Raw genomic sequence first — 16108 nt, forward strand, 5'->3', positions numbered from 1 at the left:
ACTCCTTAACGTAACGCCGGTTTTGCTGACTGGCCTTGGTTGTTAATTGGATTGGCTGCTGCCCGTGCGAGGGATGTAATGAGCAATAATACTGTAATTGGCCAGAAAGAGGGGAAGAAGTACGAATTCAAGCGTCTCGGCTTTTATATTATGCTGGAGATTTCAGCCGATGGCCTGGTGTGCGAATGCACCTACGAGCCTTCCCCCAACGGAGCGCCCCTCAGTCATGAAGAACTGGTCAATTACCTTGCCCAAGCCAAAGTCAAGGAAGGGGTTAATGACAATGCCGTGGGGGAACTGCTGGCGGCTGCGACTTCAAATACCGCTGTTTTCGGACATCCTCTGGCAAACGGGCAACCGATGGTGCCGGGTGAAGATGGCAGAATCGCCCTGGTCACGCCAGATGCCCTTGGGGTAGCAGATGACGATCAAGACGAAGATGAGGACGATGACAAGGTTGATTTCCGGGTCGTCCAGAGTTTTCATAATGTGGCAAAAGGTGACCTGATCGGACAGGTGCTTCCTCCCGGTGAAGGTGTCCCCGGGATGAAGGTGACTGGCATTATTATCCCGCCGCAACCCGGCGCGGTATTGGAGCTGGTTCTCGGACAGAATGTCGTGCTAGGGGAAGATGGGGTGTCGATCTATGCCGATGCCGATGGCCGCGTTTTTTGTCGTGGTGGAGAAATCTCGGTCGAGGATGTTTATACCATCAAGGGTGATGTGGATTTCAAGGTCGGCAATGTCCTGTTTAATGGTTTTCTCGATGTTTCAGGAGACGTGCTTGACGGGTTTTCCATCAATGCCAGTAAAGGGATCAAGGTGCGCGGCAACATCGGTGTCTGCCGGGTCGAGAGCGGTGGGGATATCGTGCTTGGTGGCATGAATGGCCAGGGCAAGGGTGAAATCGTGTGCGGTGGTTGTGTCAGCGCTAATTATATCAACGATGTCATCATAGAGGCTGCCGGCGACATCGCTGTTGATGCAGAAATGAGAAATTGCATTATTAAAACACTCGGTTCTGTCCGGGTCAACAAGGGCGGGCTGTCCGGTGGCGAGATTTGCGCCATGGGAGGGGTCGAGGCGGCGACTGTCGGCACGGTAACCTCGTTACGCACCATGATCGTAGTCGGGGTAAATTATCGCGATCAGGAAGAGATCAACCAGCTTTTCAATGAGATGAAACAGCTGATCGCCGGGTTTAATGCCGGTAAAGGGGCCATGGACAAAAATGCTTTTGGCCTCAAGCGTGCCGAGATCGCCAACAGTATTCAGGAGGTGCGCTCCAGAGAGTATGCCGGGTGCAATCCAAAGGTTAATGTGAAGAAAAAGCTCTTTGACGGGGTGAATATAACCGTCGGGACCATCTGTGAAGAGATCAAGGAAGAGCGGTCAGGCCCGATTTCGATTATTGAGAATACCATCGAAGGCGGGTTCAGGTATATCAGCCTGACTGATCTTGCGGTTCGGGCACAGGATATTGAGCGTGCCTATGTGCAGCAAAATGAGTTTATGCTCCGAAAAGGCAAGGGGGTAGCTTAATGAAGGCGCTAATAGTAGATGATTGCCAGTTGACCCGCGAAATGCTCGGTTTTACAATAAGTGCGACGGCCGAGGTTGAGTATGCCGAAAATGGCGAGGAAGCGATTGGCCTAGTCAGACAGGCGATTGCCCAAGACGCGCACTTTGAGCTGATCTGCCTTGATATAACCATGCCGGTCATGGGGGGGCTTGAGGCGTTACGAAAGATCAGGGATCTGGAGTCGGCCACCGGTGGAACAAGGGCAACTATCTTCATGATCACGGCAAGCAGCTCACCGGATGACATGATTGAGGCGATCAGTGAAGGGGAGTGCGACGATTACCTGACCAAGCCGGTTATCGGCAAGACCTTCAAGGAGCTGTTGACCAAGCATGGCCTCCTCAGCTGATCACTGCTGATAGACAGACCCCAGGAACTCCAGCAGACAGTTGTTGAAAGCCTTGACATCTTCGAGATTCGCCAGATGCCCTGCCCCTGGTACAATGCAGAGCCTGCATCCCGGAATCCCTGCAGCGATGGCCGTGCTGGTTGCCGGTGGGGCTGCCTGGTCCAGTTCGGCACCAATGGCTACCGCCGGGACATTGAATGACGCGAGCAGTTGGCTGTAGTCCTTCCGCTCTCTCATTGCCAGTAACCCTCCTGCCAGCCCTCTGGAGTCATTGCCCGCCATCCAGCCATAGACCTCTTCAATCAGCTTGGGACGCTCTGTTTCTGCCCCGGGAGCAAAGAGAACAGTGGCAAACGGGTCGGCAACCACCTGCGGACCGAATTTCCGGACTTCGGCCGCTAGTAGCAGCCTGCGCGCCTTTGCCGCCTCATCATCCGGCGTGGCCCTGGTTGTGATGAAGGCAGCGCCGCAAACCCGGTTCGGATAACGCTCCAGCAGGTTGAACAGTACGTAGCCCCCCATCGACATCCCGCCGATTACTACCTTTTCAAGTTCAAGATGGTCCAGCAGTCCGATCAGGTCATCTGCGAAGATATCCATGCTGTAAGGCCCTTCAGGGGCATCACTCTCACCGAAACCGCGCAGGTCAGGGGTGATGACCCTAAAACCGGCAAGGGGAAGCTTGTTGACCTGGGGACGCCACATCTTCCGGCACAGCGGGAAGCCGTGAATCAGCAGGACTGGATTGCCGGCCCCGGTGTCGTCGTAGCTCATCATAATGCCGTTACTGAAGGCCTGCATCTCAGAGGTGCCCCTGCGCGTCATGGTAGCCGTTGACTATGACATCGAGATGACCATCGTCCGGGCAGAAAATGAGCCCATGGATCGGCACATCTTTCGGGATTAACGGGTTATTGCGGATTTTGCCGACTACATCGGTGACGTTTTCTTCCGGGCAGGAAAACGCCCCCAGCCACTGGGCCAGGTCCGGCACCAGTTCGTCGATGGTTGCGCTCGATATGCCCCTGGCTATCATCCGTTGTTTCAATGCCTCCGGGTCAACGGTTGCCATGCCGCAATCCCGGTGGCCGATGATGAAAATCTCCTCCACACCCAACATGAAGATGGCTGCCACGATGCTCCGGATAACCCCGCCATGCAGCGGGTCTACCAGGGTGTTGCCGGCATTCTTGATGACCTTGGCATCTCCTCGCTTGATTCCCATGGCCGGTTCAAGGAACTCCACCAGCCGGGTATCCATGCAGGTAAAGATGGCAAACTGTTTCTTCGGGTCTTTGGGGAGCGGCGGAAATGCCCCCGGTTTCACAAAACTGGCATTTGCTTCGAGGATCTTTTCGAGTAGCTTCATGGCGTGTCTCCGGATATCTCGATCTCCAGCAGCAGGGCTTCGGCAATGGTCAGCCGTTCCTGCTCTGGTTTTGTGGTGAAGAACTGGTTGATGAACACCCTGTTTACCGAATCCAGCAGGATATTGAGCCGGTCGAGATTAATCACCGCTGTTCCCGGCACCTGGTCCGATCCTTGAAAATTAAGGGGGCAGCAGTCTATGGAGCTGTCACTCAACTCTTCCGTGAGAATCGGCAGACCGTGGGTGCGGCAGATAATCGGGCGAAAGTCGTACATGACGCAGTGGTCGTCAACAAGCAGCGGACATGGTCCGTTCGGCTTGGCATATTGTGCTCGCAGTTGGATCGCTTCCACCTCATTGGGTGGTAGTTTATGGAGTGCTGTTGCCAGGGCCATTGCCTCGACCCAGGCCAGGGTGATATGGCGACAGCATGAGGCGCAGCCGGCATGACACGAGAGTTGCTCGGCAAACTCGGCTTGTATGCGGTTGCAGAGCTCGTCAACCTTTGTTACCAGGGCATAATAATTTGCCAGCGAATCTTCCATATCTATCGGCTCGCCAAAAGTCCATCTGCTGCGTTACGCTCAGCCCTCGTCACTGCGACGTAGCCTCCGGCTACGACTCGCTCCTCATGCTTCGCAAGCCTTGCATATGGAGCTTTTTGCTTTGCCTTGGCCATCGTCACCTGTCTCCAAATATTGCCGTACCGATTCTTACCAGCGTTGCGCCCTCTTCAATGGCTACTTTAAAGTCGCCGGACATCCCCATGGAGAGCTCTGTCATCGCTACCCCCGGGATGGCCTCACTGGCAATGGTTGCCGCCAGTTCCCGCAGCTCGCGGAAATACGGCCGGGCAGCTTCCGGGTCGTCGAAGAAGGGGGGCATGGTCATGAGGCCACGCACGCGAACGTTGGCCAGCTGCGAAATCTCCTTAACCAGTGTCAGGGCTGCTGCTGCGGTGGTGCCGCTTTTGCTCGCCTCTCCGGAGACATTGACCTGGACCAGGATGTCGCAGACCTTGCCGATCTTGCCCCATTGCCGGTCGATCTCCTCGGCCAGCGACAATCGGTCGACGGAATGGATCATGGTTACCAGACCGGCGATCTGCCGCGCCTTGTTGCTTTGCAGGTGGCCGATGAAGTGCCACTCAACAGGAACAGTGACCTCTGCTGCCTTGGCGACAAGCTCCTGCACATAGTTTTCGCCGAAAATTGCCTGCCCGGCCGCGGCAGCTTCGGTGACAGCAAGCGCTGGCTTGTATTTCGACACCGCCACCAGCCTGATGGCAGAGCCTGGCCGGCCGGCCTTCTCCGCCGCTGTTGTCATCTCTTCGAGGATATGCTTGAGATTAGCGCCGATGTCCATTGCCGCCCTCAGATGGCTCCCATGTCTCGCAGTGTGTCAATGACTTCACAGAGCGGCAGTCCGACAACATTGGTGTAAGACCCCTCAATCCGCCGAACCATATGGGCGGCTCCTCCCTGGATCGCGTAGGCGCCGGCCTTGTCCATGGGGCAGCCGGTGGCGATATAGTCGCTGATCTCTTTGTCGGTAAGAGCTTTGAAATAAACCCTGGTTTCCACTGACTGGGAGCAGCAGACGTCACCAGTGGCGGAGTAGACCGCATAGCCGGTGATGACGGAATGACCGACTCCGGAGAGCTTCCTGAGCATCCGGTCGGCGTCGTTCCTGTCGCATGGTTTACCCATGATCTCGCCATCGCACAAGACGATGGTGTCCGCGCCGATGAAAAAATCGCCTGCTTCACGCCGGGCCACTTCCCGGGCCTTTTCCGCGGCCAGCCGCAGCACATGGTCAACCGGCGCTTCCTGCGGCAATGGGGTCTCGTCGATATGGCCAGGAACCACCTGGAAGCGGATGCCTGCCGATTCCAGAAGCTCGGAACGGCGCGGCGAGGCTGAGGCCAGGATGATCCTACTGCCCGTCATCGCTTTTCTCCTTTTTCCGGCGCTCCAACTCCTCGTAGACCTGTTTCATTTTTTCCTGCTCTTCCCAATGTTTCTTCCAGTCCTTTTTCCGGACAAAGTGGAGAATGACGGCGCCGCAAGTTATCATGATCCCCCAGAATAGCTGGGTCAGCTCTTTCGTGTAAAACCAGGAAACAAGGGATACGATTCCCATGAGCAGAATGACTGCTTCGAGGCAGAAGATCCTGCCGATGAGGGATATCTCCTGCTTGTCTTTTTCATTCATAGCACGGCCTTTGGTGGAATTTAGTGATCCGGAGATTGGCGGGATTGTAGCGGAATGGTGGTGACGGAACAACTGAAAAGTGGAGGTCGGCTCAGGCCAGCTGGTGCTGCCAGGGTTCCAGGTCTGCCAGTGCCCGCTCGGCAAGTAATCCGCGACGGTCCTTTTTCTTGATTTTGCCCGGTAGCGCCGGAAACAGCCCGTAATTGACGTTCATCGGCTGGAAATGTCTGACATCGGCATTGGTTATATGGTGGACCAGTGCGCCGAGTGCGGTTGTCTGGGGTGGTAATGTCACTGGGCGTCCGGATATCAGCATGGCGGCATGAAGTCCGGCCATGAAGCCGCTCCCGGCCGACTCGACATACCCCTCGACCCCGGTGATCTGGCCGGCAAAGATGATTCGCGCATCGGCTTTGAGCTGCTGCGACGGGGTGAGCAACTGGGGCGAGTTGATGAAGGTGTTGCGGTGCATGGAGCCGAGCCGGGCAAATTCGGCGTTTTCCAGGCCTGGCAGCATCCGGAAGATGCGCCGTTGCTCCGGCCAGGTCAGTTTGGTCTGGAACCCGACCAGGTTGTACATGCTCGCCTCGCGGTTCTCCATACGCAGCTGGATAACGGCATGCGGTTCCTTGCCGGTAGCAGGGTTTACCAGGCCTACCGGTTTCATCGGGCCGAAGCGGAGGGTGTCGATCCCGCGGGCTGCCAGCTCTTCGATCGGCATGCACCCCTCGAAATGCACCCCCTTCTCGAAATCCCGGTACGGGACTTTCTCTCCGGCAATCAGCGCTGCGACGAATGCTGTGTACAGCTCTTGGTCGAGCGGGATGTTCAGGTAGTCGTCGCCATCCCCCTTGCCGTAACGGGATGCCTTGAACAGCCGGGACATGTCCAGTGACGGGGTCTCGACGATCGGCGCGATGGCATCGTAGAAATAGAGGGAGTCGCCGGTAACAGCCCGAAGCGATTCCGCCAGGGAATCGCTGGTAAGCGGGCCCGAGGCGATGATGACCACCCCCTCTTTGGGGATGCCGGTCGCTTCGTTGCGGACCAGGGTGATATTGGGGTGGTTTGCAATCCGTTCGGTGATAAAGGCGGCGAACTGGTCGCGATCGACAGCCAGCGCCCCGCCTGCCGGGACCTGGGTGGCGTCTGCAGCAGCCATGAACAGGGAGCCGAGACGGCGCAGTTCTTCCTTGAGCAGGCCGACGGCATTTTCCAGGGATGCGCCGCGCAGGGAGTTGGAGCAGACCAGTTCCGCCAGGTCTGGTGAGTGGTGTGCCGGCGACATTCTGGCCGGTTTCATCTCGTGCAGCGTGACTGCTACGCCACGGTTTGCCGCTTGCCAGGCCGCCTCGCAGCCGGCCAGGCCAGCGCCGATGATGGTGAGTGTTTCAGACATATGACCTCAAAAGAAAAGCGGGACTTGCGTCCCGCCTGTCGGTTATTTTTCTTTCGGCTCTTTGCCGCCGAGCTTGTAATCGCACCCCTCTTTGGGGCATTTGAGGAATTCACCCTCGCGCTTGTAGACCTTTTTCACCAGCAGCGGGAAACCGCATTTTGGGCAGGGGCCGGGCTGGGGCGGGTCCCACAGGGCGAACTTGCATTCCGGGTATTTGTTGCAGGAGTAGAACATCTTGCCGTAGCGCGACTTCTTTTCCGTCAGCTCCCCCTTGTTGCATTCCGGGCAGATAACCCCGGTCCCTTTGGGCTTTACCAGCGGCTGGATGTTCTTGCAGGCCGGATAACCGGAGCAGGCAAGGTACTTGCCGTAACGGCCGTCCTTGATCAGCATCGGCTGGCCGCACTTCTCGCATTTTTCCTCGGAAATCTCAGGTTCGACTTTTTCGGTCGGCTCCCCGGATTCTATGTTCCTGGTGTAGCGGCAGCCATCCTTGTAACCGGTGCAGGCGATGAACTTGCCGCGCCGGCCGAGCTTGACCGCCAGCAGTTCCCCGCATTCCGGGCACTTTTCATCCAAGGCCTCGGTGGTGACATCCGATTTGTTGACCTCTCCCTCTTTCTGCTTGAGCAGAGAGGAAAAGGGGCCCCAGAAGTCGCGCATCACCGGCTTCCACTGTTTTTCCCCGCGTGAAACCTGGTCCAGTTCCTCTTCGAGCCGGGCGGTAAAGTTGTAGTCAACGTACTGGGTGAAATGCTGGGTCAACAGGTCGCTGACCACCATCCCGACATCTTCCGGGAAGAAGCGCTTGGTCTCCAGCCGGGCGTATTTGCGCTCAAGCAGGGTATTCATGATGCTGGCATAGGTGGATGGCCGGCCGATACCGTACTCTTCCAGGGTCTTGACCAGCGTCGCCTCAGTGTAGCGGGGCGGAGGCTGGGTGAAATGCTGTTCAGGCTTGAGACCCTTGAGGTTCAGGGCTTCCCCTTCGTTGAGCGGCGGAAGCAGCCCTTCTTTCTCTTCGGTCTCGTCATCGATCCCCTCAATGTACAGCTTCATGAATCCCGGGAAACGGATGACAGTACCGGTTGCCCGGAGCTTGAACTTGTCGCCGGCCGCAATGTCAACCGAGGTCTGGTCAAGCAGCGCCTCTGCCATCTGGCAGGCAACGGTTCGCTTCCAGATCAGCTCATAAAGCTTGAACTGGTCGGAAGAGAGGATTTTCTTCAGCTCAGCCGGGGTCTTGTCAACGTAAGTGGGGCGGATCGCTTCGTGCGCTTCCTGGGCGTTTTTCGCCTTGTTCTTGAAGAAACGGGGCTTGGCAAGCGCATACTCCTTGCCGTAGAGGCTGGTGATGACCTGATGTGTCTCCTCCAACGCCTGGGTGGACAGGACAACACTGTCGGTACGCATATAGGTGATGAGGCCGACAGCGCCGCTGCCGATATCGATTCCCTCGTAGAGCTTCTGGGCCGTTGACATGGTCTTCTTGGCAGAGAACCCGAGTTTCCTGGAGGCCTCCTGCTGCAGGGTCGAGGTGGTGAATGGCGGCGCCGGCGTGCGTTTCCGTTCGCTCTTGGTGACCTTGTCCACCTGGTAGCTGCAGTTTTGCAGGTCAGTTACCAGGGCGTCGGCGGTTGCTTGGTCAGGGATGTCGAATTTGCCGAGCTTTTTACCGGCAACCTCGAACAGCGCTGCAGACAGTTTCTGCCCTTCCTGCTTTACCAGGTCAGCCGCGATGGACCAGTATTCCTGGGTCTTAAACGCCTGGATCTCACGCTCGCGCTCGCAGATGAGCCGCAGGGCGACCGACTGGACCCTGCCTGCCGAGAGCCCGTACCTGATCTTCTTCCAGAGGAACGGCGAGAGGGTAAAGCCGACAAGGTAGTCGAGGACCGATCTGGCCTGCTGGGCGTCGACAAGGTCGTGCGCTATGGTGCGCGGGTTCTGCACCGCATCGACGATGGCGTTTTTGGTGATCTCGTGGAAAACGACCCGCCGGATCTCGATCGGCGATTTCTTTTCATCAATGCCGAGTGCTGCCAGCAGGTGCCAGGATATCGCCTCCCCTTCACGGTCGGGGTCAGTTGCCAGGAGCAGGGCTTCAGCGCCCTTCAGCTCTTTTTTGATGGCATCGATATGTTTCTTGCTCTCAGGGAGAACTGCGTACTTCGGCTCGAAATCCTTTTCGAGATCCACCGAACCCTGCTTGCTGGGGAGTGCCCGCACATGGCCGAATGAGGCGAGGACCTTGTAATCAGGCCCCAGAAACTTTTCGATGGTCTTGGCCTTTGCCGGTGATTCAACTATAACGAGGTTTCGAGACATGATGTTTGGTTCTCACTTGATAGAGTGCATTCAATTAATCAGGAACGGGAAAACAGTTTGCCTGGAAGCTGGATGACGATACCCCTTAACTCCAGGCGGAGTAAAATAACGGAAAGCTCCTGTACTGTCAACCCGGCTTTCCTCGCAATTTCATCGATATGGGCCGGGCCTTCGCCGAGAGTCGAAAGGATTGCTTCTTCTCCCGGCAGGAGCACGGGTTTTGGTTGAAACGGGATCTGCTGGCGGCCTCTTGCTGAGGGGAGTTCTTCCAGGATGTCGGAGACCGTTTCGACCAGTTTGGCTCCCTGCTTGATCAGGCTGTTTGTGCCGCGACTCGCACCGGAGGTTATCGATCCCGGGATGGCGAAGACATCGCGCCCCTGCTCCAAGGCAAACTGGGCGGTTATCAGTGAGCCGCTCCGCGCTGCTGCTTCCACTACGAGTACTCCAACGGAAAGCCCGCTGATGATCCGGTTTCTCCTGGGGAAGTTGTTGGCCAACGGACCGGTTCCCAGTGGGAATTCAGAGACCAGAGCGCCGGACTCGGCCATTTCATCAAAAAGGCGGCGATTTTCAGCCGGATAGACAACGTCGATGCCGCAGCCGAGTACGCCGATGCTTTTGCCGCCTCCGGCCAGGGCGCCCTTGTGGGCAGCCGTATCGATCCCCCTGGCCATGCCGGAGACAACGGTCACGCCCTGTTCCGCCAGTTCTGTGGCCAGCCGGTTCGCCGCTTGCAACCCGTAGCTAGTTGCGCTCCTTGATCCGACGATGGCAATTGCCGGTTCGCACTGCTCCAGGCTCCCCTTGAGGTAGAGGTACGGGGGAGGGTCCGGAATCTCAAGAAGCAGTGGCGGATAGAGCTCAGACTGGAAGGTTATAAGCTTGATTCCCAGCTTTTCGACCGCCGCCGCTTCCTTTTCGGCAAAGGAGCGGTAGTTGTGAGAGGTAATTGCTTGCGCGACTGCCCGAGAGACGGTTTTGCTGGCCGTAAGTGTTGCCGCCGAGCTCTCCAGTACCATTTTCGGCGAACCGAAATGCGCCACCAGTCGGCGAAAAGTGACATTGCCGACCAGCGGGACGCTTTTCAGGGCAAACCAGTAAAAGTAATCAGTCATCTGGATTGATGCGGAGCGGGTCGGGCTGCCGCTTTCCCGTCGCTCACCGGCCTTTGAGCATTTCTACCCGGTCAGAACGGTAAATGGTATCAATGCTTTTGACCACTAGCGCAGTTGACGTGGTTTTGTTGGTTTCTACTATCACCAGGGCACCAATGACCTCAGGTGGCAGCTTCCCGACCTGTAAGTCTATGAACTTCGGATCCGGCAGCACATCCCTGACGACATAGACCATGTTGCCGGTCTTAAGGCCATGGGCCTCCCCCAGGTCGAGGTAGGCCACGTCACCGGTGGCAATCGCCTTGTTGCCGGTCTTGGTTTCTATGATATAGCCGGTCAGGTCCCGGTCCGACGCCTTGAGCGCTACCACCTTTTTCTTTTCTTTGTATGGTGTCAGTTGGGCCCCTGGGCCGATCTCCTGGTATGATTTGGTGATAATCGCCTTGGAGACAGTATCTTCAAGTTCGGCGATCTGCAGGGTTCCCAACGGAATTACCTTGTGCCCCGCAATCATGTTGGTGACAGGGTGGCTGATGGCGCTCGACTTGCGGTAGATCGAGTAGCGGTCACCGATCTTGCCCCCTCTGGTCCTGCCGAGATTGGTATAGACGATATCGTCTTCGCCGGACAGTTGCCGGTTCTGATAGGTTGAGATGATCGTGCCGAAAGGCTTCTGCTCGCTTTCTTCGATAAAACCTTCTCCGCCGGTTACGGAGAATACTACTTCTTTGACCGGCTCCGGGGCTTTTGTCGAGGCCGGAGCCTGGACGGGCGGGGCAGTGTTGCTAACCGGGGCCTGTTCAATCTCTAGCTTGCCGTTTCTGAAGATGATTTTCTGGCCGGGGAAGATGACATGCGGATTACCGACCCCGGGACTTTTTACCCAGAGATCCGGCCAGTAATGCGGATCCTTCATGAACTTTTCCGACAGCCCCCAGAGAGTATCTCCCTGCTGGATCAGGTAGGTCTGTGGCTCTTCATCAACGGCAATTGCCGGAATGGCATACAATAAAGCCGCAGCTAGCATGGTCAGTATGGTTTTTTTCATGGGCATTAACCTCGATATATTAATTACGGACGATTGAGTCTCTCTTTGGCCTTGGCAGCTGCCGGACTTTTGGGGTAGGTTTCAATCAGTTGCCGCATGGTTCCTTTTGCCGCAGCCGTGTCGTTAAGGCTCAACTGGGAGAACGCCACCTTCAGCATGGCATCGGGAGCCTTCTTCCCCTTGGGATAGTTAGTCAGTACGGCATTGAAGGCGGCCAGCGCCTTTTGGTACTCTTTTTGTGAATAGTGGCACTCGCCGATCCAGTATTGGGCATTAGCAGCATATTCGCTGTTTGGATAGGCAGCGATGAAGGTCGTAAAGGCGCTGATCGCTTCTGAGTACCTGTTGGCGCTGAAGATGCCAAAGGCCTTCATGTAGGCTTCCTGCTGCTGTGATTCGGTGTCGCTCTTTGCCGGTTCGGCACTGACCACCTCAATGGTGGCTGCTGCCTCGGTATTTGGGGCGATTTTCTGCTTGGCAGCCAGCTGACTTTTGACCGCCTCAATTTCAGCTCGCTGTGAAGCGAAGAAGGCTTCATGGTCCGCAACTTTTTGGGAAAGGCCCTGTAGTTCCTTGGAAAGATCGGCTAGTTGCGTTCTTTGGGCAGCGTTGGCCTGGAGAATCTGCTCCAGTCTCCCCTCGGTTTCCATCTGTTTCTTGGTCAGCACATCCATTGAACTGCAGCCGCTCAGAAGGGTCATTGCCAGAATGACGCCCAAGCTTTCCTGTATACGCATTACATCCTCCCCGAAAGTTACCATAATTAAAGCTTCTTACGGTTCATTGTCAAGAGGTTGCGCCCCTTTTGGGTTCCTTTGGGGTGTGGGATGTGTTAATATTCGCCACTACTCGGAAAAAGGGTAAGGATTCAATGAAGATACCGGAACTGCTGGCTCCTGCCGGCAATATGGAAAAATTACAGATTGCGATTCACTATGGTGCCGATGCCGTGTACCTGGGTGGGAAATCCTTCGGCCTCAGGAACCTCGCCGCCAACTTCGATCGCCAGGAGCTTGATGCTGCGGTAGCCTATGCCCATGACCGAGGGGTCAAGGTTTATCTGACCCTGAACGCCTACCCGGCAAACAGCGATCTCTCTGCTCTTCAGGCCTACCTGGGAGAGATTGCCCCTGTCCCCTTCGATGCCTATATTGTTGCCGATCCCGGGGTGATTGATCTGGTCAGGGAGCTGTCCCCGGACATGGAGCTGCACCTGTCCACCCAAGCCAATACGGTAAACTGGCGCAGCGCTCTTTTCTGGCAGAAGCAGGGGATCAAGAGGGTTAATCTTGCCCGCGAAATGTCGCTTGCTGATATCAGCGAGACCGCCAGCCGGGTTGACCTGGAGCTGGAGGCCTTTGTTCACGGGGCAATGTGCATCTCCTACTCCGGCCGCTGTCTGCTGTCTAGCGTCATGTCGGGTCGCAATGCCAATAAGGGCGAATGCTCTCATCCATGCCGCTGGGGGTATTCCCTGGTGGAGGAAACCAGGCCTGGTGAGTATTTCCCGGTGCTTGAGGATGAGACCGGCACCTTTATCTTCAATTCGAAGGATCTGTGCCTGATTGAGCACCTGCCGGAACTGGCTGCCTCCGGGGTATCGTCCCTCAAGATTGAAGGGCGGATGAAAGGGATCAATTACGTTGGCGCCGTTATCCGTGTCTATCGCGAGGCGCTGGACCGGCTGGCTGCCGAGGGGGATGGCTACCGGTTTCGCCCCGAATGGCTGGAGGAGCTGTGCAAGATCAGCCACCGCGGCTATACCACCGGCTTTGCCTTTGGCGCCCCACTGGATGTGGGACAGGAATATGAGGCCAGTTACATCCGGAGCCACGAGTTTGTCGGCGTGGTCGAAGCGGTAGAGGCAGATGGTACGGCGATTGTTGCCGTTCGCAACCAGATCAAGTCCGGGGACTCACTGGAATGGCTTGGCCGAGGCATGCGGCTTGGGCTAATACCGCAGGTCGAACTGCTGAATGAAAAATCAGTTTCCCTGGAAGTGGCCAATCCCAACAGCAGGATCCGGTTGAAACCCTCGTTCCCGGTGGAGCAGTTTGACCTGCTGAGGAAGACGAGATGACCTTTCGCGATCTGAAGTGGGCGGCAGGCACTTCGGCGGTTATGCTTCTAACATTTCCCTTTGCGCTATTGCCACTCAGGAGTGCCACCAGGCTTGGCAGCAAACTCGGGGCCGTTCTCTATCAAGTCCTGAGGGCCTGGCGCTCGCTTGGCTTGGAGAATATGGAGCGGATGCTCCCCTGGTTGCAGCTCCAGCCGGGGTGGAGCCCTGTTTACCATACGCCTGCACGGCTGGCCTGGGAGCTGTTCGAGAACATGGGACGGCTGGTTGCCGAGATCAGCCGGCTGTACCATGGCCTTGACCGTGATCTCATCGCCACGGTTGAATTCCGGGGGCTGGAGCATTTTGAGAAGGCATCGGCCCGTGGCAAGGGGGTACTGTTCATAACCGCCCACTGCGGTAATTGGGAGCTGATGGCGCTCTCTTTCGGAGCAAAATTCAAACCGGTGGCAGTAGTCGCCAAACCGATGAAGAAGCAGTATATCGACAAGTTCCTGGAAAAGATGCGTTATCGCCACGGCAACAGCGTTATTTACCGCGACCATGCCGTACGCGAGATCCTGACCCTCTTGAAGGCAAACGGGATTGTCGGCATCCTGGTGGACCAGGTGGCGCCGCCGCCGCATGGCGTTATCGCCAATTTCCTCGGCCGGCCGGCCTGGACGACGATGATGCCGGTCAGGGTGGCGATGAAGTCGCAGGCAGCCCTGGTGCCGATATTTATCCATCATGAAGGGGAGCGGAACATCGTCACCATCCACCCGGAAATGGAGCTTGGGGTGGTCGGGGATGAGGCGGAGCGGATTCAGCGTGATACTGACCGCTTGAACCGCTACATCGAACAGCAGATCATCAGTTTCCCGGCCCAGTGGAACTGGTTTTATCGCAGGTGGAAGGGCACTGACGCAATTGCGCCGAATGGGGCAGAGATCAACTAAGCTATGAGAGGGAGCAGATGCAGCACATCATTAATTTCGTAACCGACCGGGTCGGCTCGCTACGGCGCGACCTGGCAGTGCTTACCGTGATATTTGGCACCGCGTTTTTCCAGTTTCTCGGGAAATTTCCCCTGATGGAGCCTGACGAAGGGCGGTACAGCGAGATACCCCGCGAGATGCTTGAGCGTGGTGACTTTGTCACGCCGATGCTCAATTATGTGAAGTATTTCGAGAAGCCGCCGCTCCATTACTGGCTGAATGCCTTATCCATGAAACTCTTTGGCGAGAACGAATTCGCCACCCGCTTTCCTGGGGCGTTGTGCGGCTTGCTCACGGTGCTCTTCACCTATTATGCGGCCAGGAAACTGTTCGGTCGCCGCGAAGGGGTCATGGCTGCTCTGATCCTCGGGTCTGCCACCGGGTTTCTGGTCCAGGGGCGGATCAATCTTACTGACATGACCTTGACCTTCTGCATGACCGCCACCATCGGCTGCTTTCTCCTGGCGACTCGCCCGGAAGAGCCCTGCAAAGGGCGGTTCTACTACCTGTTCTATTTCTTCTCCGCCCTGGCGTTCCTGGCCAAGGGGCTGATCGGCTTTGTCCTGCCGGGCGGGATCATTTTTCTGTACCTGCTGTTCAGCAAGCGCTGGGTGCTGCTGAAGGAGATGCGGCTCTTCACCGGCATGATCCTGTTGCTGCTGGTGGCTGTGCCGTGGCCTTTGCTTGCCTCGCTGCGCAATCCCGAGTTTTTCAACTTTTTCTTCATTCACGAGCATTTCACCCGGTTTCTCACCAAGGTACACGGCAGGTATCAGCCGCTCTGGTTTTTCGTGCCGATCCTGTTGCTGACCATGCTCCCCTGGTCGTTTTTTGTGCCGCATGCCCTGGTGCGGACCTGGCGCGAGCGCAAGAACCAGGGCGGCGACCAGGTGCTCTACATCATCATCTGGGCGCTCTTTATTTTCCTCTTTTTCTCCAAGTCCAACTCGAAGCTCATTCCCTACATCCTGCCGGTGTTCCCGCCGTTGGCAATGCTGGTTGGACTGCTGTTCAGTAAGGTTTTCGACGGTGAGGCTCTGCCGCGTAAAACCGGAATCCTGCTGGCGGCAGTGCTCTGTATTGTAGGTTGCGGCGCCATCGCCTACCCGTTTGTCGATACCAGGCCTTATGCGTCGGTAGCGGGCGGAGCTGCCCTGGGGATCGCCTTTATCGGGGAGGGGCTTCTGGCTTTTGTTTTTGCCCGCCGTGGCGATAGCCAACGGTTTTTTATTACCCTTACTGTCGGCGGCCTGCTGCTGTCGCTGGTTGCCCCGCATGCGGTGTTCCCGGCCATGTCGTTGAAAAAGGCGAGCTCCAGGGAGCTGTGCCGCATGGTGCGGACTGTCGCCGGCCCGGATACTGCCGTGGTAAGCGTGGGCTATGAACAGGGGTTCCCGTTCTATGCCGGCAGGCGGGTGATAATTGCCGGTGGCATGGGGGAGCTGGAGTTTGGTGCAAAGATCGGCGACCAGTCGGCCTGGTTCATGGAGCATGAAAAGCTGCCGGAGCTTTGGGAGTCGGGTCGTCATATCGTTGCCCTGATCAAACCGAATGACCTGGAGTGGTTGCAAACCAAAATCAAGACGCCGGTCAGGGTGCTTGGCAAGGACAGCCGCAAGCTCCTGGTTACGAATCGGTAAACAG

16 protein-coding genes are annotated in these 16108 nt (G+C 56.8%); 5 read left to right on the plus strand and 11 right to left on the minus strand.

Features of this window, described 5'->3' with window-relative positions; all coding sequences use genetic code 11:
• Nucleotides 1–78 precede the first annotated feature (78 nt).
• Both KI809_RS18160 and KI809_RS18165 read left to right on the plus strand, forming a co-directional pair.
• A complete protein-coding gene (locus KI809_RS18160; protein WP_214173022.1) occupies nt 79–1542 on the plus strand; it encodes a flagellar assembly protein A in 1464 nt (487 codons plus the stop codon).
• Entirely contained in the window at nt 1542–1931 is a 390-nt protein-coding gene (locus KI809_RS18165) for a response regulator (RefSeq protein ID WP_214173023.1), read from the plus strand. Before KI809_RS18160 ends, KI809_RS18165 begins: the two co-directional genes overlap by 1 nt.
• Here the strand turns inward: KI809_RS18165 and KI809_RS18170 are convergent, their stop codons facing one another.
• From KI809_RS18170 to ybgF, 11 genes are all read right to left on the minus strand, one after another.
• On the minus strand, nt 1932–2732 hold the full coding sequence (locus tag KI809_RS18170) for an alpha/beta fold hydrolase (RefSeq protein ID WP_214173024.1): 801 nt from the start codon (nt 2730–2732) through the stop codon (nt 1932–1934).
• A 1-nt stretch (nt 2733) separates the two neighbouring features.
• Nucleotides 2734–3300: a beta-class carbonic anhydrase gene (locus KI809_RS18175; protein WP_214173025.1), complete on the minus strand. Its 567-nt coding sequence runs from the start codon at nt 3298–3300 to the stop codon at nt 2734–2736.
• Nucleotides 3297–3845: a YkgJ family cysteine cluster protein gene (locus KI809_RS18180; RefSeq protein WP_214173026.1), complete on the minus strand. Its 549-nt coding sequence runs from the start codon at nt 3843–3845 to the stop codon at nt 3297–3299. Before KI809_RS18180 ends, KI809_RS18175 begins: the two co-directional genes overlap by 4 nt.
• 136 nt (nt 3846–3981) lie before the next feature.
• Complete coding sequence (locus tag KI809_RS18185) at nt 3982–4665, minus strand: YggS family pyridoxal phosphate-dependent enzyme (RefSeq protein WP_214173027.1); 684 nt, start codon at nt 4663–4665, stop codon at nt 3982–3984.
• Nucleotides 4666–4673: 8 nt separating this feature from the next.
• Entirely contained in the window at nt 4674–5249 is a 576-nt protein-coding gene (locus KI809_RS18190) for a Maf family nucleotide pyrophosphatase (RefSeq protein WP_214173028.1), read from the minus strand.
• Nucleotides 5236–5514, minus strand: coding sequence for a PRA1 family protein (locus KI809_RS18195; RefSeq protein ID WP_214173029.1), 279 nt, complete (start codon nt 5512–5514; stop codon nt 5236–5238). The genes KI809_RS18190 and KI809_RS18195 overlap by 14 nt, the downstream gene beginning before the upstream one ends.
• 91 nt (nt 5515–5605) lie before the next feature.
• Nucleotides 5606–6913, minus strand: a complete 1308-nt coding sequence (trmFO, locus tag KI809_RS18200) for a methylenetetrahydrofolate--tRNA-(uracil(54)-C(5))-methyltransferase (FADH(2)-oxidizing) TrmFO (RefSeq protein WP_214173030.1) — start codon at nt 6911–6913, stop codon at nt 5606–5608.
• A gap of 42 nt (nt 6914–6955) precedes the next feature.
• Nucleotides 6956–9241, minus strand: coding sequence for a type I DNA topoisomerase (gene topA / locus KI809_RS18205; protein WP_214173031.1), 2286 nt, complete (start codon nt 9239–9241; stop codon nt 6956–6958).
• Nucleotides 9242–9279: 38 nt separating this feature from the next.
• Complete coding sequence (gene dprA / locus KI809_RS18210) at nt 9280–10359, minus strand: DNA-processing protein DprA (protein WP_214173032.1); 1080 nt, start codon at nt 10357–10359, stop codon at nt 9280–9282.
• 43 nt (nt 10360–10402) lie between these two features.
• A complete protein-coding gene (locus KI809_RS18215) occupies nt 10403–11407 on the minus strand; it encodes a LysM peptidoglycan-binding domain-containing protein (protein ID WP_246559505.1) in 1005 nt (334 codons plus the stop codon).
• Nucleotides 11408–11430: 23 nt separating this feature from the next.
• Nucleotides 11431–12144 carry a tol-pal system protein YbgF gene (ybgF, locus tag KI809_RS18220; RefSeq protein WP_214173034.1) on the minus strand — a complete coding sequence of 238 codons (714 nt, stop codon included), beginning with the start codon at nt 12142–12144 and terminating at the stop codon, nt 11431–11433.
• A 134-nt stretch (nt 12145–12278) separates the two neighbouring features.
• Between ybgF and KI809_RS18225 the strand changes: the two genes are divergently transcribed.
• Genes KI809_RS18225 through KI809_RS18235 form a run of 3 tightly spaced genes read left to right on the plus strand, consistent with a single transcriptional unit; the run spans nt 12279 to nt 16104 of the window.
• Entirely contained in the window at nt 12279–13487 is a 1209-nt protein-coding gene (locus KI809_RS18225; RefSeq protein WP_214173035.1) for a peptidase U32 family protein, read from the plus strand.
• Nucleotides 13484–14425, plus strand: a complete 942-nt coding sequence (locus KI809_RS18230; RefSeq protein WP_214173036.1) for a lysophospholipid acyltransferase family protein — start codon at nt 13484–13486, stop codon at nt 14423–14425. The genes KI809_RS18225 and KI809_RS18230 overlap by 4 nt, the downstream gene beginning before the upstream one ends.
• A 17-nt stretch (nt 14426–14442) precedes the next feature.
• Complete coding sequence (locus KI809_RS18235) at nt 14443–16104, plus strand: glycosyltransferase family 39 protein (RefSeq protein ID WP_214173037.1); 1662 nt, start codon at nt 14443–14445, stop codon at nt 16102–16104.
• The last annotated feature ends 4 nt before the right edge of the window (nt 16105–16108 follow it).

It is taken from the genome of Geoanaerobacter pelophilus (assembly GCF_018476885.1).
Classification (GTDB): Bacteria; Desulfobacterota; Desulfuromonadia; order Geobacterales; family DSM-12255; genus Geoanaerobacter; species Geoanaerobacter pelophilus.